Origin of the sequence: Streptomyces montanus (assembly GCF_005786655.1) — a bacterium.
GTDB classification, from domain to species: Bacteria; Actinomycetota; Actinomycetes; order Streptomycetales; family Streptomycetaceae; genus Streptomyces; species Streptomyces sporangiiformans.
Map to the genome: position 1 here is coordinate 198,698 of NZ_VBZC01000008.1, position 24,677 is coordinate 223,374.

Here is a 24,677-nt window from a genome sequence, read left to right on the forward strand (position 1 = left end):
CTCACCGAGGTGACAAATTCGGGGCCTTTTCCAGCTGACGTCTCATCACATCGTGAGCGGCTGCTGGGATGTCTCGGTCGTTTCGGGATGCGGACGCCCTCGTACCACCAAAACGACTCCCGCCAGCGCGAGGACCAGACCCAGCGCACCCGCCCCCACAGGCAGCGTCCGCCCCACCATGCGCAGCTGACCGCTGTCCGCGTCGGCGAGCTCCACCTGCTCCTTCTGGGTCTCCTTGGTGAAGGCGATGCGCTCGCTGTCCAGCAGGACCGCAGCGTCCTTGTCGGATCCGGGTGCCCGCAGTGTCTTGCGGGGCCCGATCGCCGCGTAGATGATCCGGCCCGTGCGCTGGTCGGCGACCAGTTCGATGCCGTGGTTGGCGTACCACTCCTCGGCCAGCACCTGGCTGCGCTCGGGCTTCCCCACGATGCTGCCCGGCACCAGCCGGGTGCCGGTCTTCGTGGCGGCCACGGTGCCGGTGAACCGGTAGCCCTCGTACCCCTGGATCTTCTTCGTGCCCCGGTACGTCAGCGTGACCGTCGAGCCGAGCGTGTTGTCCCACCAGCGGTACGAGCGTTTCTGCACGCCGAAGGGGAACTTCAGATACGCCTCGCCGTCGAAGTACGGCTCCTCCTGGCAGCAGTGCACCGGTGTGTTCGTCTTCCGGTCGGTCACCCAGCGCTCCGTCGTCCACTGCAGCGCGTCGTGCGGGTCCGCCGCGGGCAGCGACTTGTCGTTGTCGACGGAGGTGGACACGTCCCAGACCGCCCGGCCGCTCTTCTCGCTGTCGGAGACATCGCCCCTGACCTGGCGGGTGATGGTGATCTTCTTGTCGTGGACGGTCTCGATCTCGTCCGTGTCGAAGTAGCTGCCCGTGCCGGTGAACACGGTCTTCGAGTCGATGTCGATCGGGGTGCGCTGCGCGCGTGGCTCGACGTACCAGGCGAGCAGCGGGGCCAGGACGAGCAGGAACACGCCCAGACCCAGCAGGACCAGGGACAAGGGTGAGGCTGTACGGCGCATCCGGGCACTCCAGGGGCTTGTGGTGACGCGGCACAGTGATGTGGCGGCACGGTGGGGGAGGGTGCACGTGCGGTATGGGCCGGGAACCGTAGGCGCACTCTTGACGGAGTGTCAATGCATTGCAGAGACTGGGCTCTTCCGGACGGGGCCGGGTGGGACTGGTTCAGGACCGGGCGGGACCGGCTGCGGTCGGGACCGCACGAGCCGTCGGTGCGGGGTGATCGGGGTGGGACCTCCGACAGAGAGGCTGACCCTGCGATGCCCAGACTGCTTGCCGCCCTGCTGACCGTCGCGGCCGCCGCCGCGCTCGCCGTCGGCGCCGCCCTCGGCATCGTCGCGCTGCTCGACGCGACTCCCGAACAACCGAACACCCCGCTCATCACCTACGAGACGGCAGGCCGGGAGCGCTGACCATGCCCCTCCGCCCGGGAACCGTCACCGTGCGCTCGGCCTGGCACGACGTGCCCCGTCTTCAGGTGCGGCGGTTCGCCGCGATCGCCATGGCCGAGGCACCCGCGCTGGCCGAGGAGATCCTCGGCGAGATACGCCGTGAATACCCCCACCTGCCCGTCGTGCTCGACGATTCCGGCGAGCCCATGGCGCTGATCGGCATCCGCCGGGCCATCGAGGTCTTCGTCCAGCATCTGGAGACCGCAGAGGGCCGCCCGCGGGTGCCTCCCGGGGTCTTCCAGGAGTTCGGCCGGGGCGAGGGACTGCACGGCCGCAGCCTCGACTCGCTGCAGGCGATCTACCGTCTCGGGGTACGGCTCGCCTGGCGCCGTTTCGCCGAGATCGGACAGCGCGTGGAGATCCCGCCGCCCGCGATGTACGAGCTGGTCGACGCCGGCTACGAGTACCTGGACGGGCTCGTCGACCAGTCCGTACGCGGCTACGCGGAGGCCGCGGCCCGGCAGGCGGGGGAGCGGCTCCGCCTCCAGCGCGGGCTCATGGAGCTGCTGCTCGCCGAGCATCACCGGGGCGACCCGGCCGACGCCCTCGCCGAGCGGGCCGCGCGGATCGGCTGGCCGCTGCCCGAGAAGGTCGCGGTCGGCGTGCTGCTGCGGCCCGCCCGGGAGGCCGTCGCCCCCGCCGTGAGCCAGGGCGTGCTGCTGGACATGGAGTGCGAGCAGCCCCGGATGGTCGTGCCCGACCCGGACGCCGCGGGGCGGCCCGAGCTGCTCCGGCGCGCGATGAGCGGGTGGGCGGGCGCGATCGGGCCGCCGGTGCCGCTCGCCGACGCCGCGAAGTCGCTGCGTTGGGCCGAAGCGGCGGTAGGTCTGATGGAGCGGGCTCTGCTGCCCTCGGGAGAGGTGCTGTACTGCACGGAGCACACGGAGGCGCTGGTCCTGCTGCAGCCGGAGGAGCTGATCGACGACCTGGCGCTGCGGTGCCTGGAGCCGCTCGCCCACTGCGGTCCCACGCACGGGCGGCGCCTGGCGGAGACGCTGCTGGCATGGCTGGAAACCAGGGGTGGCGCTCCCGAGGTCGCCGCCCGCCTGGGCGTTCACCCGCAGACCGTCCGCTACCGCCTCCGTCAGATCCGTGAGCTCTGGGGCGACGAGGTCGACGATCCCGACCGGCGGTTCGAGCTGGAGTTAGTCCTGCGGGCGCAGCGGCTTCGGGGCCGGCTCGGGGACCCACGCTCCCTGCGCTGACGGCTCTGCCCGACGGCAGCTTTCCCCGCCGCTCGCGCCCGCTTCTCCCGCCCAGCCATGCCCTGTGTTCTGGTTTGTCACGTTCCTCCTGCTGCCCACCCGTGACGGTCAGGCCATTGCCCGCGGATACCCACATGAGTAGCCTGTGTTCGTCATGCCGATCGTCTGTTGAAATATCGAACATAGGGAGGGAGCCGGCCGTGGGACGCCTCGTACCAGCCGTGACCCGGGCTCTCGACATTCTTGAGCTCTTTCTCGACGGGGACGGGACACTCTCCGCCCCCGACATAGTGCGTCGGCTCCAGCTGCCGCGCACCACCGTGCACGAGCTGGTGACCACGCTTGCCGCACGCTCGTACATCGCGCCCGTACCGGGTCAGCCCGGACGTTACCGCCTCGGGGTGCGCCCGTACCAGCTCGGCAGCCGGTACTCCGAGCAGCTGGACCTCGCCGCCGAGGGGCAGCAGGTCGCCCGGTCCGTCGCCGAGACCTGCGACGAGACCGTGCACGTGGCGATCCTGGAGGGCACGGACGTCATCTACATCGCCAAGGTCGACTCCACGCACGCCGTGCGCATGGTGTCCGCCGCAGGCCGCCGGCTCCCCGCACACTGCACCTCCGTGGGCAAGATGCTGCTCGCCTCGCTCCCCGAGTCCGAGCTGACCTCGCGGATCCCCCAGGACGCCGAGCTGACCGGGATGACGCCCAACAGCATCACCGACCCGGCCGTCCTGCGCGAGGCTCTCGCCGAGATCCGCGGCCGGGGCGTCGCCGTGGAGAGCCGCGAGTCGAATCCCGACGTCAGCTGTGTGGCCGCGCCCGTGCGCGACCGCACGGGGAAGGTCGTCGCCGCGCTCTCCATCTCGGTACCCATGATCCGCTGGAGCGAGGAGCGCCGCGCGGAGCTGGAGCAGCTCGCCGCGAAGGGCGCGGCCGAGCTGTCCGAGCGGCTCGGACATCGGAGCCCGGCATGACCAACGTGGAGGTCGCGGTCCGCGAACAGGCCGCGCTGGGCGAGGGGCCCACCTGGGATCCGGCCGCCGGGCGGCTGGTCTGGGTCGACATACTCGGCTCCAGGGTTCATACGTACGAACCCGTCTCCGGCCGCCGTACGGTCATGGCGACCGAGCAGCACGTGGGCGCCGCGAAGCCGCGCGCGGGCGGCGGACTGGTGGTCAACCTCCGGGACGGCGTGGGGCTCTACGGGCCCGGCGCCGACGACTTCCGCTGGCTGCACCGGGACCCCGTGCCCGGGCGCCGGGCCAACGACGCGGCGGTCGCCCCCGACGGCGCCCTGTGGGCGGGCACCATGCGCTACGACGAGGCGCCGGGCGGTGGCTCCCTCTCCCGTATCACCGCCGACGGCACGGTGGAGGTCGTTCTCGACGACGTGGCCGTCAGCAACGGCACGGGCTGGAGCCCCGACGGACGCCTGATGTACTACATCGACTCGCCGACGCGCCGCATCGACGTGTTCGATGTCGATGCGGCGAACCACCGGCCGGTCAACAGGCGGCAGTTGGCGGCCGTCGAGGACGGCGCGGGCTTCCCCGACGGGCTCACCGTCGACGCCGACGGCTGTGTCTGGGTGGCCCTCTGGGACGGCGGCGCCGTCCGCCGCTACACGCCCTCCGGCGACCTGGACCGAGTGGTCCCGCTCCCCGTCCGCCGCCCCACGGCCTGCGCCTTCGGCGGCGCCGACCTGACCGACCTGTACATCACCACGGCCCGTACGGGCCTGGAGGCACCGCACCCGATGTCGGGCTCGGTGCTGGTGCTGCCGGGCGCGGGGAAGGGCCTGGCGCAGCCGGCGTTCGCCGGCTGAGCGGGGGGCGCCCCTTCAGGGGCGCGGGGGCGCAGCCCCCAGTTCCGGGAAGGGGTGGGCCTGGGGAAGGAAACCTCGCCCCACCCACCCCGCAGCCGCCCACGAACCTCAGCGGCCGGCGGCCCCGCGCTCCCCGGCCGTGAGGGGCGGCCCCGTGAGCGGAGGTTTGAGCGGGCCGATCGCGGCCGCGAGGAGCACGCTGGGGGCGAGGAGTATGTGCCCGCCCCGCTGGAGTGACGTCACGTCGGTCAGCCTGCGGGCGATACGGCCGTTGCCCATCGCGGTGTGCACGAGGCGGTCGACGTACGCGGCGACGATCCGCTCCCGGAGCGTGGGACCGGTCCGCGTCGCGCCCGGGTAGAAGACGTCCTGGCCGGTGGCCAGGTCCCAGGCCGCGTTGACGGGGCCGGCCACCGCCTTCTGGATACGCCGCGCCAGCCCGGGGCTGCCCCAGCCCTGACGGCGGATCACCTCGCGCAGGGCCACGGCACTTTGGGCCGCGACCGACATGCCGTGCCCGTAGATCGGGTTGTACGCGGCGAGCGCGTCACCGAGGACGGTGAAGTTCTCGGGCCAGGCCGGCAGCCGCTCGTAGGAGTGGCGGCGGTTGGCTGTGGTGCGGGTGAACACCACGTCGGTCAGCGGCTCGGCGTGCGCGAGCAGCTCGCCGAGGATCGGGTGACGCAGCTCCTCCCGCGCGAACCGTACGAAGTCGTCGTTGTCGGCGGAGGGTTCGCCGCCGGTCGTCCCGGACAGTGTGACGAGCCACCGTCCGCCCTCGATGGGCAGCAGCACTCCGGCCCGGCCGGGGACCCCGGCACGCGGGTCGGCCTGCACGTTGACGACCGGGTAGCCCTGCCGGGCCCGCTCCGGGGCGCGGTAGATCCGGCTGGCGTACGCGAGGCCGGAGTCGACCTCCCGCCGCGCCGGTGGGGGCAGCCCCAGGGCCCTGAGCCAGTGGGGTGTGCGGGAAGCACGGCCGGTGGCGTCGACGACCAGGTCGGCGGCGTGTGTGTGTTCCGCTCCGTCGCGGCCGCGTAATCGGACTCCGGTGACGGCGGCGCTGGTGCCGTCGAGCCCCAGCGCCTCGGTACGCTCGATCAGTTCGATCCGGTCGTCGTCGAGGACCTGAGCCCGGACGGTCGCGTCGAGCAGGTCACGGCTGCACAGGATCATGTAGTGCGACTCGGGCCAGCGTCGGTACCAGCCCTTCGGCGACAGGGCGACCATGTCCGTCGTGACCGCCAGCCGGTGCGCTCCGGCCGCCAAGAGCAGCTCGGTGGTGCCCGGCACCAGATCCTCGACGGCTCGCGCGCCGCCGGACCACAGCGTGTGGACGTGCTGTGCCTGCGGGAGGTTCTTGCGGCGTTCGGGCCCGGCGGGCAGGACATCGCGCTCGACGACGGTGACGACGTCCGCGAACTCGGCCAGGGCACGGGCCGCGAGCATGCCCGCGTGGGATCCGCCGAGAACGACCGCGGATCTGACGGGCCGCCGGGCGGGGGCGGGACGGTCACTCATGCGCCGGCACGCTCTCTTCCTCGGCAGCCGCGTGGGTACGTACCGCCTTGATGTCGTCGGTGTCGCCGAGGGCTCGGGACACGCCCTCGATGTCCTGGACCAGTTCCATGGTGTTCGGGCTGCCGGCGGGGGCGGAGCGCTCGTCCTCGCCCGCTCGCTCCTTGGCGTGGACGGCGTCCTGGATCGTCACGGCCGAGGCGAGGGCCTTCGCCCGGCCCGGCTCGAATCCGAGGCCGAGTGCCGCGTCGTACGCCCGTCGGTGCACGTCTTCGTCGATGTGGGGGGCGAGTTGGAGGAGCGCGTCGCGGATGAACGTCTCGCGGTGCGTCAGGCGCAGCTCCGCGGTGGCCCGCAGCGTGACGGGGACGCCGGTGCCGGTGACGGTCCTCATCAGCAGGTACAGGGGTCTGAGGTTCCAGTGGCCCAGCCGGACGCGCCAGCGGCCGTGCAGGTACTGGCCGGCGTGGGGGAGGATGAAGCCGACCGCGATCAGGATGGCGGAGAGGCAGGCGACAGGCGGCGCCACGTCCGTGCTCAGCCAGTCCAGATCGTGTCCGGTCCAGCGGGCGAGGACGGCCGTGAGCTTCGCGCCGTCGTAGAGCAGGTTCATCACATAGCCGGCGCCCAGGCACTGCAGGCCGCCGCGCAGCCAGGCGTCGAGCCCGCCGGTGCGCACCCAGTTCCAGATCAGCCTGGATGTGATCAGACAGGCCACGGTGTGCGCGAGCAGGTAGAGCACGATCTCTTCCCGCATGAAGGGTGTGGTGGCGTAGTACGTGTCCAGGTCCCGCACCCGCTCGACGCGGACGTCCGCGAGGGCGAAGAGCACCCACAGGGCGATGATCACGCCGCTGTAGACGGCGACGACCCACCGCGTGGCGCGGCGGGTCGACGCCGAACGGTCGGACAGGCCGTTCCGCCAGGCGATGATCAGCAGGAGGCAGGACGCGCAGAACGCGGTGATGAGGGAGTACACCCAGGGCGCCGCGATGTTCGCCACACCGGTGACGCGGTTGGTCCAGGCGATGGCCGGCGGCGCCGCGAAGACGAACACACAGCAGGCAAGCAGCAGCAGACCGCCGACCGCTCGCAGCAGCGGGTCCATCCAGAGCTTGATGATGCTGGGCAGCTTGATCACCAGTGCGGCTGCCAGGACCGCGGTCGGAATCCAGAACGAGATGTACAGCTCGCCGAAGAATTCGGAAGGATTCATCGTCGCGAGGGCCGTTCTGCCCGACAGGGCGCGCTCATCGTGTGCTCCCGGAGGGTCGGCCGGTCAAGTCGTCCAAGTCGTCCAAGGTGTTCGGGTCGTTGCCGTGCGGGCCGAGATTACGCGTTTCGTGAGACCTCGTCATATCCCGGCCCGGCTGAAGTTCCGTAGACCCCATTGACTCGCAAGCGCTTCGATACTGGTCAAAGGACGGTTGGCCAACCGTCGTTCAGTAAAGCGAACCCTGGAAGGAAAACATGCGCACCGCCCGCTTCACCCTCGACCCCGCCTTCACGATCGGTGAGGTCAACCCACGTCTCTTCGGCTCCTTCGTCGAGCACCTCGGCCGCTGCGTCTACACCGGCATCTACGAACCCGACCACCCCACGGCCGACGCCGGAGGCCTCCGTACCGACGTCCTCGAACTCGTCCGCGAGCTCGGCGTCACCACCATCCGCTACCCCGGAGGCAACTTCGTCTCCGGCTACAAGTGGGAGGACTCGGTGGGCCCCGCGGACGAGCGGCCCCGCCGGCTCGACCTCGCCTGGCGGTCCACGGAGACCAACCGCTTCGGGCTCAGCGAGTACATCGCCTTCCTGAAGAAGATCGGCCCGCAGGCCGAGCCGATGATGGCCCTCAACCTGGGCACCCGGGGGGTCGCGGAGGCGCTGGAACTGCAGGAGTACGCCAACCACCCCTCCGGGACGGCCCTGTCGGACCTCCGCGCGGCCCATGGCGACAAGGATCCCTTCGGGATCAGGCTGTGGTGCCTCGGCAACGAGATGGACGGTCCCTGGCAGACCGGGCACAAGACCGCCGAGGAATACGGCCGCGTCGCCGCCGAGACCGCCCGGGCCATGCGGCAGATAGACCCGTCCGTGGAACTGGTCGCCGGCGGGTCCTCCAGCCAGGGCATGCCCACCTTCGCCGCGTGGGAGGCGACCGTCCTGGCGGAGACGTACGACCTCGTCGACCACATCTCCCTGCACGCCTACTACGAGCCCCAGGACGGCGACGTCGACTCCTTCCTCGCCTCCGCCGTCGACATGGAGTCCTTCATCGAGAACGTCGTCGCGACCTGCGACCACGTGGGCGCGAGGCTGAAGTCCAAGAAGAAGATCAACCTGTCCTTCGACGAGTGGAACGTCTGGTACATGTCGGAGTGGCACGCGATCGAGGACTCGTCCTCGCGGGACTGGCCGGAGGCGCCCCGTCTGCTGGAGAACAACTACAGCGTCATGGACGCGGTCGTCTTCGGCTCCCTGCTCATCGCGCTGCTGCGGCACGCGGACCGGGTGACCGTCGCCTGCCTCGCCCAACTCGTCAACGTCATCGCGCCGATCCTCACGGAGCCGGGCGGCCCGGCCTGGCGGCAGACGACGTTCTTCCCGTTCGCGCAGGCCTCCCGGTACGGGCGCGGGCAGGTCCTCGACGTACGGGTGGACTCGCCGACGTACGAGACGAAGAAGTACGGCGAGGCGGACCTGCTGCACGCGACGGCCGTGCGCGCCGAGGACGGTTCGGTGACGGTGTTCGCGGTCAACCGCAGCCGGACGGAGCGACTTCCGCTCGAAGTCGCTCTGAACGGGCTGGAGTTGACCTCGGTCGTGGAGCACTCCGCACTGGCGGACACCGACCCCGAGGCCCGCAACACCCTCGACACCCCGGACCGTGTCACCCCGCACCCCGTCACGGACACCACCCTCCGGAACGGCACGCTCAGCGCCGTCCTGGAGCCGCTGTCCTGGAACGTGATCCGCCTGGCGTGACGGTCACAGGACGCCAAAGGGGCTGAAAAGTCAGCCCTTTTGGCGTACTCGGCTTGATCGCCTACCCTCGATCCCGTCCATTCCTACTGAACCAGTAGGGAAGCTAGGGAAAGAACGGGAACGACGCGTATGCGCACGCTGGTACTGCTCGCACTGGCGGGCCTGGGGGCCCAGTTGGTGGACGGCAGCCTTGGCATGGCCTACGGCGTGACCTCGACCACCCTGCTGCTCGCCCTGGGCACCAACCCGGCCGCGGCCTCGGCCACGGTCCACCTCGCCGAGATCGGTACGACCCTGATGTCCGGGGCCGCGCACTGGCGCTTCGGGAACGTGGACTGGAAGGTCGTCGCCAGGATCGGCGTGCCGGGCGCCCTCGGAGCGTTCCTCGGCGCGACCGTCCTGTCCCGGCTGTCCACCGGGGTCGCCGAGCCGGTGATGTCGCTGATCCTGCTCGGGCTCGGCCTGTACGTCATGTCCCGGTTCACGTTCCGCGGTATGCCCAAGGGCAACCTCGGCAAGCCGCTCGGCAAACGGTTCCTGACGCCGCTCGGGCTGGTCGCCGGGTTCCTGGACGCGACGGGCGGGGGCGGCTGGGGCCCGGTCGGCACCCCGGCCCTGCTGGCCAGCGGTCGCATGGAACCCCGCAAGGTGATCGGCTCGATCGACACCAGCGAGTTCATGGTCGCGATCGCCGCCAGCCTCGGCTTCCTTCTCTCCCTCGGCTCACAGGGCCTCAACTGGGCCTGGGTCGCAGCCTTCCTCCTCGGCGGACTGATCGCCGCCCCGATCGCCGCCTGGCTGGTACGCCTCGTCCCGCCGCGCGTCCTCGGCTCCGCGGTCGGCGGCGTCATCATCGTGACCAACGTCAGTACGCTCCTGAAGAGCGACTGGATCGCCGCGTCCAGCACGCTGAGCACCCCCGTCTACGTCCTCCTGTACGCGCTGTGGGCAGCTGCCCTGGCGTACTCGATCCGCGCCTACCGCAAGGAGAGGGCGACGGAGGAGGCGGCCGAGGTGGCGGAGCCGGTCGCCGTCTAGACGTGCCGTCCGGTTCCGGGCCCGGGTCGCGGGTCCGCAACCGGAACGGTCGCGCGAATGCTTGCGCGAACCGTTGACGCGGAAGCGCTTCGACTCTACGGTCCGTCCGAAGTTACGGGCGAAGTTCGGAATTTCGGACAACTCAAGGACGGGCCGTGAACGATGTACGACATGAACCACGCCTGACCAGACGGAAGTTACTCGCCGCCACCGGAGGGCTGGCACTGGGCGCGGCGGGCTGCGCCGCACCCTCCTTCGGTGCCGAGGGGAGAACTCGGCTGCGTTACTGGCACCTCTTCGGCGGTGGCGACGGGGCCAATATGACCGCGCTGGTCGACGCGTTCGCCAAGGAGCACCCGGGGATCGACCTGGAGGCGACCCAGCTCCAATGGGGCACCCCGTACTACACGAAGCTGGGCATGGCGGGGGTCGGCGGGCGGGCGCCCGAGGTGGCGGTCCTCCACCTGGCCAGGCTCGCGGGCTTCGGCCCCGGGCGGCTCCTCGACCCGTTCGACCTGGACCGGCTCCGCGAACTGGGCGTCGGGACCGGCCAGTTCCCCGAGGCCATCTGGAAGCGCGGCACGGTCGACGGGAAGCAGTACGCCATCCCCTTCGACACCCACCCCATGGTGCTCTACTACAACACCGACGTCTGCGAGAAGGCCGGGCTGCTCGGCGACGGCGGGAAGCTCCGGACCATCGGCAGCGCCCGGGAGTTCACGGACGCCCTGCGTGCGGCGAAGAAGGCCATGGGCGCACCCGGGCTGACCGCCGAGACGACGGGACCCGACTGCGTCACGCCCTGGCGCCTGTTCGCCACCTTCTACTCGCAGCTGGGCGGCACGGTCCTGTCCGCGGACGGCAGACGCCTCGCGCTCGACGACGGCAAGGCCCTGGAGATCCTCGAGTTCATGGCCTCGCTCACCGAGGAGGGCCTGATGGTCCGCCGCGTCGACTACCCGGGCTCCATCGGGGTGTTCAACGCCGGCAAGACCGCCTTCCACCTCAACGGCGAGTGGGAGGTGTCCACCTTCGCCACCAGCAAACTGCCCTTCTCCATGACCCGCGTACCCGCGCTCTTCGGGCGCCCCACCGCCCAGGCCGACTGCCACTCCTTCGTGCTCCCGCACCAGGACGGCCGCTCGGACGCGGCGACCGAGGCGGCCCACACCTTCGTCGCCTGGATGCTCAAGCACTCCGTGGACTGGGCCAAGGGCGGCCACGTACCCGCGTATCTGCCGACTCTGGAGAAACCGGCCTATCTGAAGCTGGAGCCACAGTCCGAGTACCGCTCGGTCATCGACGATGTGGTCCTCGACCAGCCCGCCTGGTTCGCGGGCTCGGCCTCGCCGATGTGGATCCAGCTGGGCGCGGTCTTCTCGGGCGTCCTCACCGGATCGCGTACGCCGCGAGGCGCCCTGCGCGCGGCGAAGAAGAGACTGCGGAAGCTGCTCGACACGCCCGACCCGCTCGGCAGCGCGGGAGGTGCCGCGTGACCACGACGACGACCGCGACCCCCGCCCCGGTCTCGGCGGACAAACCGGCGGCCCGGCCCGTCGGCATCCGCCGTAAGTGGACCGAGCACGGCTTGATGTTCATCGGCCCCTTCTTCCTCGCCTACGCCCTCTTCCTCCTCTGGCCGCTGGTCTCCGGCATCGGCATGAGCCTGCGCAGCGACAACATCACCGGTGAGGGAGGGGAGTTCGTCGGCTTCGACAACTACGCGGAGGCCTTCCAGGACCCGGGCGTCTGGTCGTCGCTCTGGAACACGATCTGGTTCACGATCCTGTCGACGGTGCCGCTGGTGGTGACGGGCCTGGTCTTCGCTCTGCTCGCGCACCACCTCCGGTTCGTCCAATGGCTGTGGCGGCTCTCGTGGTTCGCGCCCTTCCTTCTGCCGTCGGGCGTGATCGGTCTGCTGTTCCTCTGGGTGATCTTCCCCTCGGACTTCGGCTTCGCGGACCAGCTGCTCGCCGCCTTCGGCCTGCACCCGGGCATCGGCTGGCTGACGGACGAGCGGTACGCGATGCTCTCGATCGTTCTCGCGACGGTCTGGTGGACTGTCGGTTTCAACTTCCTTCTCTACCTGGCGGCGTTGCAGTCCATTCCTCAACACCTCTATGAGGCGGCGGAGTTGGACGGCGCGGGGGCTTGGGACAGGTTGCGGCATGTGACCCTGCCCCTGCTGAAGCGCACCACGGGAGTGGTCCTGGTCCTCCAGATCCTGGCGTCGTTGAAGATCTTCGACCAGGTCTACATCATGACGGGCGGCGGCCCCGACGACTCGACCCGTCCGATCCTCCAGTACGTCTACCAGTCCGGCTTCACCGGCTACCGCATCGGCTACGCGTCGGCCGTCTCGTACATCTTCTTCGCACTGATCGTGGTCGTTTCGCTGGTGCAGCTGCGGCTGTCCCGCCGGAGTGGGGAGGCAGCGAAGTGAGCGTGCTGACGTCGACCGACGAGGGACGCAAGGTCCGCTGGACACTGGGCCGCTGGGTGATGCTGGCCGGTGCCCTGCTCCTCGCGGTGGTGTGGATTCTCCCCCTGGCGTGGACCGTGGCGACGTCCCTCAAACCGGAGGGCGAGGCAACGAAGACGCCCATGCGCTGGATCGGCTCGCACCTCACCCTGGACGCGTACCGGAAGGTCTGGGAAGCGGGGGACATCGGCCGCTGGATGTTCAACACGGCGTACATCTCGGTGATGACCACGATCCTGACGGTCCTGCTCTGCGCGATGGCGGCGTACGGCTTCTCCCGCACGGAGTTCCGGGGCCGCAAGCTCCTGTACGGCGTCGTCCTCGCCGGAATCATGGTCCCGCCCCAGGTCCTGATGGCTCCGCTGTTCGCCGAGATGGTCCAACTCGGCCTGGTCGACACCTATTGGGGCGTGATCCTGCCCCAAGTCGCCGCCCCCGCCATGGTGTTCATCCTGGTCAAGTTCTTCGACGGCGTTCCCCGCGAACTGGAGGAGGCGGCCTTCGTCGACGGCGCCGGCCGCTGGCGGGTGTTCTGGACGATCGTGATGCCACTGTCCCGCCCGGTGCTGGCCGCTGTCGGTATCTTCACCTTCATCTCCACCTGGAACAACTTCCTCTGGCCGTTCCTGGTGACCACCGACCCCAATGGCATGACCCTTCCGGTGGGCCTGGTCAACGTCCAGACCTCCTACGGCCTGCGCTACGAGCAGATGATGGCGTCGGTCGTCATCGCGGGCCTGCCGCTGCTGATCGTCTTCGTACTGTTCCAGCGGCAGATCGTGCGGGGGGTGGCGCACACGGGCCTGGCGGGGCAGTGACGGTCAAGGCCCGGGACTCCAGCTCCGGTCCCGGGCCGTTGACGCTCCTTTCGGCTCGGTCCTCTGGTCAGGCGCTGTCGACGCCGACGGTGAGCGTGGCCTTGTAGCCGTCCGACACGCTGGAGCCCAGTGCCGTCAGCGTCAGCAGACCGGAGGACGCGCCGCCGTCGTCGTAGATGCTGTCGTCGGCGAGAGCGGTCTCGCGGGTGGTGTTCGCCGAGTACGGGGAGGTCGCCTGAATCTCCTCGTTGATGTCCGGGTCGAAGAACAGCTGGCCGGTGTGGATGATCTCGCCGCCGGTGTACGAGTCGTCGGTGAGCGTGACGTCCGTGTGGACGCGCATGTGGACGTGGACGGCGCGGGAGACGTAGTGGCCGGGCCAGATCGAGGTGATGCTGCACTGGCCGTTCTCGTCGGTCATCTGACCGCCGCGCAGGAACTTGCCGTTGTCCTCCTCCTCGTGACCGTTGCCGCCCACGAAGCCGGAGTACTCGCCGAGGTGGTCGCAGTGCCAGATCTCGACCAGGGCGTCGGCGAGCGGGGCGCAGTCGTTCGCGACATCGACGACCGTGAAGGTGTACTGGACTTCGAAGCCCTCCTTGTCCTCCCTGATGTCCTCGCGGACGAGGGCGCCTTCGAGGGAGTACGGGCCCTCGGTGACCTCGGCGTTGAGGACGCACACGCTGCTGGTCGCGGAGGTCGACGTGGACGTCGATGCCTTGGTCTGTTTCTTCTGTGTGGTCGGTTCGGCGGCCGCGAGCCCGGCCGCCGCCAGCCCGCCTGCCACGGCGATGGTGCCGCCGCCGATCAGCACACGGCGTCGCTGGACGCTCTTGTCCCGGCGGTGCCTGCCGGACTCGGTGGTGTCGGAGTGCGCCTCGGGGGCGTTGTCGTGGGGAGTGGTGTTCTCGGTCATGGACATGGAACGTAGGGACGTATCTGAGGAAAGCCTTGATGGGCGGCTGTGCGGAGGCTGAGGACCTACCACCCAACGGCCCCTGTTTCCACCGGAGTTGGGACACATTCCGCGTGCCGTCGGGAGCCTGCCCGCCCCTTCGACGCGGCCGGTTACCTTTGGCCTCATGGCTGACGAGGCATTCAGGAATCCCCGGCTCGCGGCGATCTACGATCCGCTCGACCCCGATCGAAGCGATCTCGACGCGTACGTCCGCGTTGTGGAGGAGTTCGGGGCGCGCCGGGTGCTGGACATCGGCTGTGGGACGGGCGTGTTCGCGCTGCTGCTGGCCGGCCGGGGGATCGAGGTCGTCGGTGTTGATCCCGCCGCCGCGTCCCTCGAAGTGGCCCGGGCCAAGCCGGGTGGCGACCGGGTGCGCTGGATCCACGGTGATGCGACGGCGCTTCCGCCGCTGCGGGTCGACCTCGCGGCCATGACGGCGAACGCCGCCCAGGAGATCACCGACTCCGAGGCCTGGCGGATGACCCTGCGGGGGGCCTACGAAGCGCTGCGGCCGGGCGGGCGTTTCGTGTTCGAGACCAGGGATCCCGCGCGGCGCGCCTGGGAGGAGTGGAACCGTGAAGCCTCGTACGGGGTGGTGGAGATTCCGGGCGTCGGCCCGGTCGAGAGCTGGGTCGACCTGGTCGAGGTCAGTGAGCCGCTGGTGAGTTTCCGCTGGACTTATGTGTTCGCCGCGGACGGGCAGGTACTGACCTCGGATTCGACGCTGCGTTTTCGCGAGCGGGCGGAGATCGAGGCGGAGTTGACCGCGCAGGGGTACGTGGTGGACGACGTGCGCGACGCCCCCGACCGGCCGGGCCGGGAGTTCGTCTTCGTCGCGCTGCGGCCGGAGCTTGAGTAGCCCGCTGGGGGTGATCGCACCAGGCTCTCGTCGACGGGCACCGGCCTCATGCCACCGCCGTAGGCGCGAGTGCGCGCAGTTCGCGCAGGGCGGCCGCGACGGCCGGTCGTTCGTGGCCGCCGCTGCGGGTGCAGGTGAGGAGCTTGCGGTGCGGGTCGTCGGTGCAGCGCACGCGGCTGATCGGCAGGTGGGGTGTCAGATGGGCGAGGCGGGGGATCAGGGCGACGCCCAAGCCGTTGGCGACCAGATGGGCCATGACGTTCCAGTCCATCGCGTGGTGGACGACGTCGGGCGTGAAGCCGGACGCGCCGCACGCCGAAAGGACATGCGGACGGCAGGGGCTGTCCGGCACCGGGGCGATCCATTCCTCGCGGGCGGCGTCCCTGAGATCGACGTGAGTACACCCCGCCAGCCGGTGCGTGTCGGGGACGACCAGGTCGAACGGGTCGTCCAGAAGCGGCTGTTGGTCGAAGCGGGCGTCGCTGAGCGGCGGGTTGTGCGGGGTCGCCTCGACGACGGCGAGATCGATCTCGCCCTCGAAGAGCAGGTCGAAGCTCTCGGTCACCTCCGCCTCCTGGATCCGGACGCAGAGTTTTGGGTGGCGTTCCCGCAGATGTGCCGCCATCGGGGCGAGCAGGACCGAGATGGCCACGGGGAAGCCGCTCGTCCGCAGCAGCCCGGCGGGGTCGGTGCGGTCGGCCCGCAGATCGAGCTCGGCCCGCTCCCAGTGGGCCTGGATCGCGTCGGCGTGCGTCAGCAGGCTCCGCGCGGCCGGAGTGAGCCGTACGCCGCGCCCCTGCGGCTCCAGCAGGTCGACGCCCAGGTCACGGGCGAGCTGCCGGATCTGTTGTGAGGCGGCGGACGGGGTGAAGTGCAGGGCACGGGCGGCGGCGGTGACCGTTCCGTAGTGGTCGACCGCCCGGAGGACATGCAACCGGCGTAGGTCAATCATGAAGCCCACGCTTCAAGGTGAGGTCCAGGAAGTCAACCTGGACGTACACAAAGGCGTCGGTACACCCTGGCTGTGTCGCGACCGTCCATCCAACCGTTTCCGGATGTATTCGCTTACATGCCTACATGCACAGGAGGAGTCGCAGATGACCAGCACAGCCGACGGCAGGACCCGCGGCGCGACAGGCGACACATGCCCGCACTGCGGTTGGCCGGACCATGCCGAGCCCTTCCAGGTGGTGTCCCGGCACACCACAGCGGCGGGCAGCACGGTGTGGACCCGCTGCGGATGCGGTTCGCTTCAAGTGCGTGTCGTGGACGCCACCGGCATGCGCATCGTCTCGCGCAGCCGTCCCGCCGACCCGGCCCGCGGCACGTCCAGGGCGGCAAGTCAGCTCTGCGACAGGTGAGTTGTCGAACGCGATTCGACGACCGGCGTGGTGGAAGGTGCTGCGCGAACCGTTGACGCGCAAGGGGTTCGATTCTACGGTCCCGTTCGATGTCGTGACCGGCGTTCAGAATACCGAACACGACCGAACGGGCTGTTCCCCCACCGCCCCCACGCAAGGAGGCTCCGCGTGCGCCGCACCTCCCGAAGAACCACTCTCCTCGCCGTCCCCGCGGCCATCCTGCTCGCGCTCGTCCCGAGCTCGGCGTCCGCATATCCGAACCCGGGCACCGTCACCGGCTCGACCGTGGTCCACGACCCGACGATGCTGCGTACTTCGTCGGGCCAGTACCTGCTGTACGCCACCGGCGGAGGCATCAGCAACCGCACCTCCACCGACCGCATCGCCTTCAGCGGCGGCGCCGACGCGTTCTCCTCGCGGCCCAGCTGGTGGTCGCGATACTCCTCCGTGCCGGAGGCCTGGGCGCCCGACCTCTCGTACCACGGCGGCAAGTACCTGTTGTACTACTCGGTCTCGTCCTTCGGCTCGCAGAACTCGGCCATCGGGCTGGCGACTTCGAGCACCGGCGGGCCGGGCAGCTGGACCGACCAGGGCATCGTCTACACATCTAGCGCGTCGAACGACTACAACGCCATCGACCCGAACCTCTTCGTGGACGACGACGGCAAGTGGTGGCTGTCCTTCGGCAGCTGGTGGACCGGGATCAAGATGATCCAGATCAACCCGTCGACCGGGAAGCAGCTCTCGTCCAACACCACCCGCTACTCGCTGGCGTCGCGCCCCACCGGGACCAAGGCCGTCGAGGCCCCGTACATCGTCAAAAGGGGCGGCTACTACTACCTGTTCGCCTCGTACGACACCTGCTGCGCCGGCACGAGCTCCACGTACAAGGTGAAGGTCGGCCGGGCGACCAGCGTCACCGGGCCGTACCGCGACAGGAACGGCGTCGCGATGATGAACAACGGCGGTACGCCCGTGCTGGAGTCGCACGGCCGGTACATCGGCCCCGGCGGACAGTCGATCATGAACGATGTGGACGGCGACCTGATCGTCTACCACTACTACGACGGTCAGGACAACGGAACTCCGAAGCTCGGTGTCAACCTTCTGAACTGGAGCAGCGGATGGCCCGTCGCCTACTGACCCTGCGCTCGGCACGTCCGCTCGCTGCGCCGTCACTGGGCCACACCTCGGCCTGACCGCAGTTCCCGAGCCACGCCCACAGTTCGGTCCCGGCCCCATCCCCGCGCAGGCCCGCGTGTTCTTCCCCCACCCCTCGCGGGCCTGCGCACCCCCCACACCCACGGAAGGGACATCCGTATGCGCCCCACCATGAGCCGACGCCGTTTCCTCGCCCTCTCCGGCGCCGGAGCCACCGCCCTGGCCCTGGGCGTCCCGGCCCTGACCGCCACGGCCGCCGAGACCTCACCGATCGGTTTCGGCGCGGGCACGACCGGGGGCGGCAACGCCACACCCGTCACCGTCAGCACGCTCGCGGCGTTCAAGGCGGCCGTCACCGGAAACGCGGCCAAGGTGGTCCGGGTCTCCGGGCTGATCACACTGAGCGGACAGGTCGACATCGGCTCCAACACCACGGTGCTGGGCGTCGGTTCGTCGTCCGGCTTCACCGGCGGCGGGCTGCGCCTGAAGGAGGTGTCGAACGTCGTCGTACGCAACCTCAACATCAGCAAACCGCTCGCGCCCTCGGACGGCATCACCGTCCAGGAGTCCACGAAGGTGTGGATCGACCACAACTCCTTCTCGGCGGACCGCGACCACGACAAGGACTACTACGACGGTCTGCTCGACATCAACCACGGGTCCGACTTCGTCACGGTGTCCTGGAACACCTTCCGGGACCACTTCAAGGGCTCACTCGTCGGTCACAGCGACAACAACGCCGGCGAGGACACCGGCCATCTGCGCGTGACGTACCACCACAACCACTTCAGCGACGTCTACTCGCGCATCCCGAGTCTGCGCTTCGGCACCGGGCACTTCTACGACAACTACGTGGCCGGCGCCGACACCGCCGTGCACTCCCGGATGGGCGCCCAGGTCCTCGTGGAGAACAACGTATTCCGGTCGACCAAGGTGGCAGTGACGACGAACCGCAGCAGCGACGTCGACGGGTACGCGGTGCTGCGCGGCAACGACCTCGGCGGTGCCGCCACCGAGATCTCCCAGGCGGGCAGCTTCACCTCCCCGCCGTACAGCTACTCGGCGGAACCGGCCTCCTCCGTGGTCGCCTCGGTGACGGCGGGAGCCGGGGCCGGGAAAATCTAGCCCGTGACGGCCTGACAGCACCGGTCGACGCGGCCGGCGGGGGCCTCGTCGCGGGATCGTGAGGCCCCCGCCGGACGGGTCGGTCGGTGGTGTGTGCCGGTGGTCAGCCGGCCCGGTTGCCCGCCGCGGCGTCCGGCCACGCGGTGCCCTGGGACAGCCCCGGTCCGGCGGCCGCCGCCGGCCAGCCCGTAGCCTGGGGCATCGGCTGTGGCCCGGGCTGGGCCACGGGAGTCAGCCCGGCCGCTTGCTGCTGCTGCGCCTGGGCTGACATCGGCGTCAGCCAGGGTTGCTGCTCGGGCTGTCCCTGGGCCACGGGGCTGGGCTCGGGTTCCGTCCGGCCTCGCACCATGGCGGCGGTCAGCCCGCGTTGCTGCTGGCCTCGTGCCATGGCGGGGGTCGGTCCGCGTTGCTGCCGGCCCTGAGCCATGGCGGCGGTCGGCGCGGGTTGCTGCTGGCCTTGCGCCATGGCGGCCGTCAGTCCGGGTTGCTGCTGGCCTTGCGCCGCGGGGTACAGCCCGGGTTGCTGCTGGCCCTGCGCCGCGGGGTACAACTCGGGTTGCTGCTGGCCCTGCGCCGCGGCGGGTAGCCCCGGATGCTGGGGGGCCTGCGCCACGGCGGCCAGCCCCTGCGTTCCTTGTCCATTGGTCGAGCTGACCAGTCGGTCCACGGCCGCCGTACCCGAGCTGTAGGTGTTACCCCCAGCCGACTCGGGCACGGCGGCTCCCCTCCTGGACCCGTAGAGAACCGACTCCAGGCCGGACACCAGGCGACGCACGTCCACCTGGGGCCGGACCACGAGCCGCAGGAAGCGACTGGACGAGCCGATCTTGTTGCCGCACTCGCGGACCAGGATCCGGTGCTCGGTGAGCAGCCGATCCCGGACCACGGTGCCCTCGGCGCCCACGGGGAGGCGCACGAAGAGGAAGTTGCCCTGCGACGGATACACCGTCAGACCGGGCAGTTGGGAGAGCTGGCGGGCCATGTCCAGCCGGTCACGGCGGACCTGGTGCAGGCTCTCCATGTACTCGGCGCCGTGGTCCCGGAGCATGAACACCACGGTCTCCGCGAAGGAGTTGAGGTTCCACTTGGGCAGCATGGAGCGGATCCTGCCCGCCAGGCTCGGGTTGGCCACGAGATAGCCGAAGCGCACGCCGTGCAGACCGAAGTTCTTGCCGAGGCTGCGCAGCACGATCACGTTGGGGCGCATCACCGCGTCCTCGACGACGCTCGGTTCGGCCTCCGCGTCGGCGAACTCCAGGAACGACTCGTCGATGACGATCAGATCCAGATCGGCTAGGGCGTCGCAGAAGGCGTTGATCGTCTGGCGCGGCAGAAAGCCGCCGTCGGGGTTGTTCGGGTTGCAGATGACGGCGACCCGGCTGCCCCGGGAGCGGATGAACTGGATGTACTGGGCCGGGTCGAGTGCGAAGCCGTTGCTCTCCTGGAGCGGGAACATGTCGACGCGCTTGCCGGTCTCCATCGGCTGGTCGGTCCAGCGGCCGAAGGTGGGGACGGGGATGGCGAGGGACTCGCGTACCAGTAAGTGGTCGATCCAGGTGATGAGTTCGGTGGACCCGTTGCCCATGGCGACACACTGCGGGGGCAGTTGGAGCAGACTGCACAGCTCGCCGGTGATGGTGTCCGCGCTGCTGGGATAGAAGGTGATGATGTCGCGCAGCCGATGCGACAGCTCGTCGAACATCGCCGGGGTCGGGAAGTACGGATTGCACGGGATGCAGAAGTCCAGCGGACCCGCCTCCCCGCTCTCGCGTGCCAGCGCGGCCATCGACGGGCTGTGCGCGCCGCTGCGGAAAAGCGAGGTGACATTGTCGGCCATGGACCCTCCGTCCGTGGGGGCGGCCCGCATGGGGATGCGCGGGCCGCCTCTTCATACGAACGGAGATGTGTCGGTGTTCAACCCATGGGAGAACTGAGGAGATTGACGTCCCCCATCGGGTTTCAGACGCCGAACGAGTGGATCGTCGTCGAGCGGTACGTCTGACCAGGCCGAAGCGTGGTGGACGGGAACGACGGCTGGTTCGGCGAGTCCGGGAAGTGCTGGGTCTCCAGGCACAGCGCGTCGCCCTGACGGTAGAGGTGGCCGCCGGTGCCGACGAGCGTGCCGTCGAGGAAGTTCCCGGAGTAGAACTGCACCCCCGGCTCGGTCGTCGCGATCTTGAGCGTGCGGCCCGATGACGGGTCCCGCAGCGTCGCGATGTGCTCCGGCTCCGCCGTGACGCCCTTGTCCAGGACCCAGTTGTGGTCGAAGCCCTGGCTGTACACCAGCTGCTGGTCCGCCTCGCGGATGTCCTCGCCGATGGACTTCGTACGGCGGAAGTCGAAGGGGGTGCCCGCGACCTCGGCCGGCTCACCGGTGGGGATCAGGCCCGAGTCGACCGGGGTGTACCGGGACGCGGCGATCTCCAGCTCGTGGTCGTACACCGAGCCGTTGCCCTCGCCCGCGAGGTTCCAGTATACGTGGCTGGTGAGGTTGACGACCGTGGCCTTGTCGGTGGTGGCCTCGTAGTCGATGCGCCAGTCGCCGTGCCGGGTGAGGGTGTACGTGACCTTGGTCCGCAGCGTGCCGGGGTAGCCCATCTCGCCGTCGGCGCTGGTGTGGCGCAGGATCAGGCCGACGTCCGAGCCGGAGGTGAAGGCCTCCACGTCCCAGACGTGCTTGTCGAAGCCCTGGGCCCCGCCGTGCAGGCTGTTGTCGCCGTCGTTGACGTTCACCCGGTAGGCCTCGCCGTCCAGTGTGAACGCGCCGTCGGCCATACGGTTTCCGTACCGGCCGATCAGCGCGCCGAAGTACGGGCTGGAGGCGACGTAGTCTTCCAGGGCGGCGAAGCCCAGGGACACGTTCGCGTGGCGGCCGCGGGTGTCGGGGATCTCCAGGGACTGCACGATCCCTCCGTACGACAGGACTTTCAGACGCGTCCCGCCGTTCTCCAGCGACCAGCGGTGGATCTCCGTCCCGTCGGCGAGCTTGCCGAAGAGCTCCTTCACGGCTGCCTCCCGTGGCGTGCACACATGCGTACGGGGGCCCTTTCGGGCCCCCGTACGACCTATGGATTTCTTACGAACCGACCTTGCGCTTGTTCCACACGTCGAAGCCGACCGCCGCGAGCAGCACCAGGCCCTTGATGACCTGCTGCCAGTCGGTGCCGACGCCGACGAGGTTCATGCCGTTGTTCAGCACACCCAGGACCAGGCCGCCGATGATGGCGCCGAGGACCGTGCCGACGCCACCGCTCATCGACGCACCGCCGATGAACGAGGCGGCGATCGCCTCCAGTTCGAAGTTGAGGCCGGCCTTGGGGGAGGCCGCGTTGAAGCGGGCCGCGAAGACCAGACCCGCCAGGGCCGCCATCATGCCCATGTTCAGGAAGACCAGGAAGGTGACCTTCTTGTCCTTCACACCGGACAGCTTGGCCGCGGGCAGGTTGCCGCCGATCGCGTACACATGGCGGCCGATGACGACGTTGCGCATCACGTAGCCGAAGCCGACGACCAGGACGCCGAGGATCAGCAGGACCACCGGGGCGCCCTTGTAGCTGGCGAGCAGCATCGTGACGGTGAGGAGGGCGGCGGACAGCGCGACGAGCTTGAGCAGGAACAGCTTGACCGGGGGCACATCGAGGGAGAACTCCTGCTGCCGCCTGCGGTCGCGGACCTCCTGGATCACCACGAACGCGATCAGGCCGAAGCCGAGCAGCAGCGTGAGGTTGTGGTAGTTGGTGTTCGGACCGACCTCGGGCAGGAAGCCGTTGGAGACCTTCTGCAGCCCGTCCGGGAACGGGCCGAGCGTCTGGCCCTTCAGGAAGATCTCCGTCAGACCGCGGAAGAGCAGCATTCCGGCGAGGGTGACGATGAAGGACGGTATCCCCAGATACGCGATGAAGAAGCCCTGCATCGCGCCCGCGGCCGCGCCCAGCACCAGGCACAGGACCACGGCCAGGGGCCAGGCCATGTCGTGGTTGACCATCAGGACCGCGGCGATCGAGCCGACGAACGCGGTGAGCGAGCCGACCGACAGGTCGATATGGCCCGCGATGATGACCAGCATCATGCCGATCGCGAGGATCAGGATGTAGCTGTTCTGCAGCACGAGGTTGGAGACGTTGCGAGGCAGGATCAGGTCGCCGTTGGTCCACACGGCGAACAGGGCCACGATCAGGCCGAGCGCGATCAGCATGCCGTACTGCCGCATGTTGCGGCGCATGCCTTCCATCATCAGCTTCAGCAGACCGTCGTCCGCGGCCGATCCGCTCTTGCCGGGCGGTGCGCCGGCCGGCGTCTTGGCGGTCACATCCGTGCTCATCGTGTTACCTCTTTGTCCTTCGTCATCTGACGCATCAGCGCTTCCTGAGAAGCCTCGGCCCGCGAGAACTCACCCGTCAGCCGTCCCGCGGCCATCGTGTAGATGCGGTCGCACATCCCGAGCAGCTCCGGCAGCTCGGACGAGATGAAGACGACCGCCTTGCCCTCGGCGGCCAACTTGTCGATGACCGTGTAGATCTCGAACTTGGCACCCACATCGATGCCGCGTGTCGGCTCGTCCAGGATCAGCACGTCCGGACCCGCGAAGATCCACTTGCTGAGGACGACCTTCTGCTGGTTGCCGCCGGACAGCTTGCCCACCGGCTCGAAGACCGTCGGCGCCTTGATGTTCATGGACTTGCGGAAGCCCTCGGCGACCTGGCGCTCCTCGTGCTCGTCGACGATCCCGCGCTTCGCGACCTTCTTCAGGGAGCTCAGCGAGATGTTGCGGTTGATCGTGTCGATGAGGTTGAGCCCGTAGTGCTTGCGGTCCTCGGTGACGTACGCGATGCCGTGCTTGACCGCCTCCGGGACGGTCTTCGTACGGATCTCCTTGCCGTCCTTGAGGACCGTGCCGCCCGCGTACCGGCCGTAGGTGCGCCCGAAGACGCTCATCGCGAGCTCGGTGCGGCCCGCGCCCATCAGTCCCGCGATCCCGACGATCTCCCCGCGCCGCACGGAGAGCGACACATCGTCGACCACCTTGCGCTGCTGGTCGATCGGGTGGTGCACGGTCCAGTCGCGGATCTCCAGGGCGGGCGCGACGCCCTTCTCCGGCTGGTGCGGCGTCCGCTCCGGGAAGCGGTGTTCCAGGTCGCGGCCGACCATCCCGCTGATGATCCGGTCCTCGGTGGTCTCCGCGGCCTTGACGTCGAGCGTCTCGATGGTGCGCCCGTCGCGGAGGATCGTCACCGAGTCGGCGACCTTGCGGATCTCGTTGAGCTTGTGGGAGATGATGATCGAGGTGATGCCCTGCTTCTTCAGCTCCAGGATGAGGTCCAGGAGCTTGCCGCTGTCCTCGTCGTTGAGGGCGGCGGTCGGCTCATCCAGGATGAGCAGCTTCACCTTCTTCGACAGCGCCTTGGCGATCTCGACGAGCTGCTGCTTGCCCACGCCGATGTCGGCGACGCGGGTGTCGGGGTGCTCACTCAGTCCGACCCGCCGCAGCAGTTCGGACCCGTGCTTCAGCGTCTCGCTCCAGCTGATGAGCCCGCGCGTGGCGTGCTCGTTGCCGAGGAAGATGTTCTCCGCGATGGAGAGGAACGGCACCAGTGCCAGTTCCTGGTGGATGATCACAATGCCGTGCTGCTCGCTCGCCCGGATGTCCTTGAAGCTGCAGACCTCTCCCTCGAAGAGGATCTCCCCTTCGTAGGTGCCGTGCGGGTGGACGCCGGAGAGGACCTTCATCAAGGTCGACTTGCCGGCGCCGTTCTCCCCACAGATGGCGTGGACCTCGCCCTGCTGGACGGTCAGTGTGACGTCCGACAGCGCTTTGACGCCGGGAAAGGTCTTGACGATCGAGCGCATTTCCAGGACGGGTCCCGCCATGGTC

General features: G+C 69.3%; 22 protein-coding genes. 13 read left to right on the top strand and 9 right to left on the bottom strand.

What is annotated here, in order from left to right:
• Nucleotides 1-45 precede the first annotated feature (45 nt).
• Nucleotides 46-1,023 (bottom strand): cell envelope lipid trafficking protein PgfA, encoded by a 978-nt coding sequence (gene pgfA, locus FE633_RS09490; RefSeq protein ID WP_138044660.1) that lies wholly within the window; start codon nt 1,021-1,023, stop codon nt 46-48.
• Between the two features lie 258 nt (nt 1,024-1,281).
• Between pgfA and FE633_RS47085 the strand changes: the two genes are divergently transcribed.
• From FE633_RS47085 to FE633_RS09505, 4 genes are all read left to right on the top strand, one after another.
• Nucleotides 1,282-1,434, top strand: coding sequence for a hypothetical protein (locus tag FE633_RS47085; protein ID WP_171059873.1), 153 nt, complete (start codon nt 1,282-1,284; stop codon nt 1,432-1,434).
• A 2-nt stretch (nt 1,435-1,436) separates the two neighbouring features.
• Entirely contained in the window at nt 1,437-2,678 is a 1,242-nt protein-coding gene (locus tag FE633_RS09495; RefSeq protein ID WP_138044661.1) for a PucR-like N-terminal domain-containing protein, read from the top strand.
• A gap of 200 nt (nt 2,679-2,878) precedes the next feature.
• Complete coding sequence (locus tag FE633_RS09500) at nt 2,879-3,652, top strand: IclR family transcriptional regulator (protein ID WP_138044662.1); 774 nt, start codon at nt 2,879-2,881, stop codon at nt 3,650-3,652.
• Nucleotides 3,649-4,503, top strand: a complete 855-nt coding sequence (locus tag FE633_RS09505) for an SMP-30/gluconolactonase/LRE family protein (RefSeq protein WP_138044663.1) — start codon at nt 3,649-3,651, stop codon at nt 4,501-4,503. Before FE633_RS09500 ends, FE633_RS09505 begins: the two co-directional genes overlap by 4 nt.
• Nucleotides 4,504-4,611: 108 nt before the next feature.
• On the opposite strand, the gene FE633_RS09510 is transcribed toward FE633_RS09505, so the two are convergent.
• On the bottom strand, nt 4,612-6,024 hold the full coding sequence (locus tag FE633_RS09510; protein WP_171059874.1) for an NAD(P)/FAD-dependent oxidoreductase: 1,413 nt from the start codon (nt 6,022-6,024) through the stop codon (nt 4,612-4,614).
• Nucleotides 6,017-7,237, bottom strand: coding sequence for an MAB_1171c family putative transporter (locus tag FE633_RS09515; protein WP_138044664.1), 1,221 nt, complete (start codon nt 7,235-7,237; stop codon nt 6,017-6,019). Before FE633_RS09515 ends, FE633_RS09510 begins: the two co-directional genes overlap by 8 nt.
• Nucleotides 7,238-7,491: 254 nt before the next feature.
• On the opposite strand from FE633_RS09515, the gene arfA reads away from it, so the two are divergent.
• The 5 genes from arfA (at nt 7,492) to FE633_RS09540 (ending at nt 13,341) form a co-directional block, all read left to right on the top strand.
• Nucleotides 7,492-9,003, top strand: a complete 1,512-nt coding sequence (arfA, locus tag FE633_RS09520) for an arabinosylfuranosidase ArfA (protein WP_138044665.1) — start codon at nt 7,492-7,494, stop codon at nt 9,001-9,003.
• Nucleotides 9,004-9,132: 129 nt separating this feature from the next.
• Nucleotides 9,133-10,041, top strand: coding sequence for a sulfite exporter TauE/SafE family protein (locus tag FE633_RS09525; protein WP_138044666.1), 909 nt, complete (start codon nt 9,133-9,135; stop codon nt 10,039-10,041).
• A 155-nt stretch (nt 10,042-10,196) separates the two neighbouring features.
• Nucleotides 10,197-11,537: an extracellular solute-binding protein gene (locus FE633_RS09530; protein ID WP_425473160.1), complete on the top strand. Its 1,341-nt coding sequence runs from the start codon at nt 10,197-10,199 to the stop codon at nt 11,535-11,537.
• Entirely contained in the window at nt 11,534-12,484 is a 951-nt protein-coding gene (locus FE633_RS09535; RefSeq protein WP_138044667.1) for a carbohydrate ABC transporter permease, read from the top strand. Before FE633_RS09530 ends, FE633_RS09535 begins: the two co-directional genes overlap by 4 nt.
• Nucleotides 12,485-12,543: 59 nt before the next feature.
• Complete coding sequence (locus tag FE633_RS09540) at nt 12,544-13,341, top strand: carbohydrate ABC transporter permease (RefSeq protein WP_425473164.1); 798 nt, start codon at nt 12,544-12,546, stop codon at nt 13,339-13,341.
• A gap of 67 nt (nt 13,342-13,408) precedes the next feature.
• On the opposite strand, the gene FE633_RS09545 is transcribed toward FE633_RS09540, so the two are convergent.
• The gene (locus tag FE633_RS09545; RefSeq protein ID WP_425473161.1) at nt 13,409-14,257 is read right to left on the bottom strand and encodes an intradiol ring-cleavage dioxygenase; all 849 of its coding nucleotides are present in this window, start codon (nt 14,255-14,257) and stop codon (nt 13,409-13,411) included.
• 166 nt (nt 14,258-14,423) lie between these two features.
• Here FE633_RS09545 and FE633_RS09550 point away from each other — a divergent pair, with 166 nt between their 5' ends.
• A complete protein-coding gene (locus FE633_RS09550) occupies nt 14,424-15,158 on the top strand; it encodes a class I SAM-dependent methyltransferase (RefSeq protein ID WP_138044670.1) in 735 nt (244 codons plus the stop codon).
• A gap of 46 nt (nt 15,159-15,204) precedes the next feature.
• Here FE633_RS09550 and FE633_RS09555 read toward each other — a convergent pair whose 3' ends face one another.
• Complete coding sequence (locus tag FE633_RS09555; protein WP_138044671.1) at nt 15,205-16,110, bottom strand: LysR family transcriptional regulator; 906 nt, start codon at nt 16,108-16,110, stop codon at nt 15,205-15,207.
• Between the two features lie 145 nt (nt 16,111-16,255).
• On the opposite strand from FE633_RS09555, the gene FE633_RS09560 reads away from it, so the two are divergent.
• The 3 genes from FE633_RS09560 (at nt 16,256) to FE633_RS09570 (ending at nt 18,805) form a co-directional block, all read left to right on the top strand.
• Nucleotides 16,256-16,519, top strand: a complete 264-nt coding sequence (locus FE633_RS09560; RefSeq protein ID WP_138044672.1) for a hypothetical protein — start codon at nt 16,256-16,258, stop codon at nt 16,517-16,519.
• Nucleotides 16,520-16,687: 168 nt separating this feature from the next.
• Nucleotides 16,688-17,662, top strand: coding sequence for an arabinan endo-1,5-alpha-L-arabinosidase (locus tag FE633_RS09565; RefSeq protein ID WP_138044673.1), 975 nt, complete (start codon nt 16,688-16,690; stop codon nt 17,660-17,662).
• Between the two features lie 189 nt (nt 17,663-17,851).
• Nucleotides 17,852-18,805, top strand: coding sequence for a pectate lyase family protein (locus tag FE633_RS09570; RefSeq protein ID WP_246113522.1), 954 nt, complete (start codon nt 17,852-17,854; stop codon nt 18,803-18,805).
• 103 nt (nt 18,806-18,908) lie between these two features.
• Here FE633_RS09570 and FE633_RS09575 read toward each other — a convergent pair whose 3' ends face one another.
• From FE633_RS09575 to mmsA, 4 genes are all read right to left on the bottom strand, one after another.
• The gene (locus FE633_RS09575; RefSeq protein WP_138044675.1) at nt 18,909-20,642 is read right to left on the bottom strand and encodes an aminotransferase class I/II-fold pyridoxal phosphate-dependent enzyme; all 1,734 of its coding nucleotides are present in this window, start codon (nt 20,640-20,642) and stop codon (nt 18,909-18,911) included.
• Between the two features lie 122 nt (nt 20,643-20,764).
• A complete protein-coding gene (locus FE633_RS09580; protein WP_138044676.1) occupies nt 20,765-21,874 on the bottom strand; it encodes an aldose epimerase family protein in 1,110 nt (369 codons plus the stop codon).
• A gap of 7 nt (nt 21,875-21,881) precedes the next feature.
• Nucleotides 21,882-23,126, bottom strand: coding sequence for a multiple monosaccharide ABC transporter permease (gene mmsB, locus FE633_RS09585; RefSeq protein ID WP_138044677.1), 1,245 nt, complete (start codon nt 23,124-23,126; stop codon nt 21,882-21,884).
• On the bottom strand, nt 23,123-24,673 hold the full coding sequence (gene mmsA, locus FE633_RS09590; RefSeq protein WP_138044678.1) for a multiple monosaccharide ABC transporter ATP-binding protein: 1,551 nt from the start codon (nt 24,671-24,673) through the stop codon (nt 23,123-23,125). Before mmsA ends, mmsB begins: the two co-directional genes overlap by 4 nt.
• Nucleotides 24,674-24,677: the final 4 nt, after the last annotated feature.

Excerpts from the sequence above, each read along its gene's own strand:
- pgfA (WP_138044660.1), bottom strand. The coding sequence starts at position 1,023 with ATGCGCCGTACAGCCTCACCCTTGTCCCTGGTCCTGCTGGGTCTGGGC.
- FE633_RS47085 (WP_171059873.1), top strand. The coding sequence starts at position 1,282 with ATGCCCAGACTGCTTGCCGCCCTGCTGACCGTCGCGGCCGCCGCCGCG.
- FE633_RS09495 (WP_138044661.1), top strand. The coding sequence starts at position 1,437 with ATGCCCCTCCGCCCGGGAACCGTCACCGTGCGCTCGGCCTGGCACGAC.
- FE633_RS09505 (WP_138044663.1), top strand. The coding sequence starts at position 3,649 with ATGACCAACGTGGAGGTCGCGGTCCGCGAACAGGCCGCGCTGGGCGAG.
- FE633_RS09510 (WP_171059874.1), bottom strand. The coding sequence starts at position 6,024 with ATGAGTGACCGTCCCGCCCCCGCCCGGCGGCCCGTCAGATCCGCGGTC.
- FE633_RS09515 (WP_138044664.1), bottom strand. The coding sequence starts at position 7,237 with ATGAATCCTTCCGAATTCTTCGGCGAGCTGTACATCTCGTTCTGGATT.
- arfA (WP_138044665.1), top strand. The coding sequence starts at position 7,492 with ATGCGCACCGCCCGCTTCACCCTCGACCCCGCCTTCACGATCGGTGAG.
- FE633_RS09525 (WP_138044666.1), top strand. The coding sequence starts at position 9,133 with ATGCGCACGCTGGTACTGCTCGCACTGGCGGGCCTGGGGGCCCAGTTG.
- FE633_RS09540 (WP_425473164.1), top strand. The coding sequence starts at position 12,544 with ATGCTGGCCGGTGCCCTGCTCCTCGCGGTGGTGTGGATTCTCCCCCTG.
- FE633_RS09545 (WP_425473161.1), bottom strand. The coding sequence starts at position 14,257 with ATGACCGAGAACACCACTCCCCACGACAACGCCCCCGAGGCGCACTCC.
- FE633_RS09550 (WP_138044670.1), top strand. The coding sequence starts at position 14,424 with ATGGCTGACGAGGCATTCAGGAATCCCCGGCTCGCGGCGATCTACGAT.
- FE633_RS09555 (WP_138044671.1), bottom strand. The coding sequence starts at position 16,110 with ATGATTGACCTACGCCGGTTGCATGTCCTCCGGGCGGTCGACCACTAC.
- FE633_RS09560 (WP_138044672.1), top strand. The coding sequence starts at position 16,256 with ATGACCAGCACAGCCGACGGCAGGACCCGCGGCGCGACAGGCGACACA.
- FE633_RS09570 (WP_246113522.1), top strand. The coding sequence starts at position 17,852 with ATGAGCCGACGCCGTTTCCTCGCCCTCTCCGGCGCCGGAGCCACCGCC.
- FE633_RS09575 (WP_138044675.1), bottom strand. The coding sequence starts at position 20,642 with ATGGCCGACAATGTCACCTCGCTTTTCCGCAGCGGCGCGCACAGCCCG.
- mmsB (WP_138044677.1), bottom strand. The coding sequence starts at position 23,126 with ATGAGCACGGATGTGACCGCCAAGACGCCGGCCGGCGCACCGCCCGGC.
- mmsA (WP_138044678.1), bottom strand. The coding sequence starts at position 24,673 with ATGGCGGGACCCGTCCTGGAAATGCGCTCGATCGTCAAGACCTTTCCC.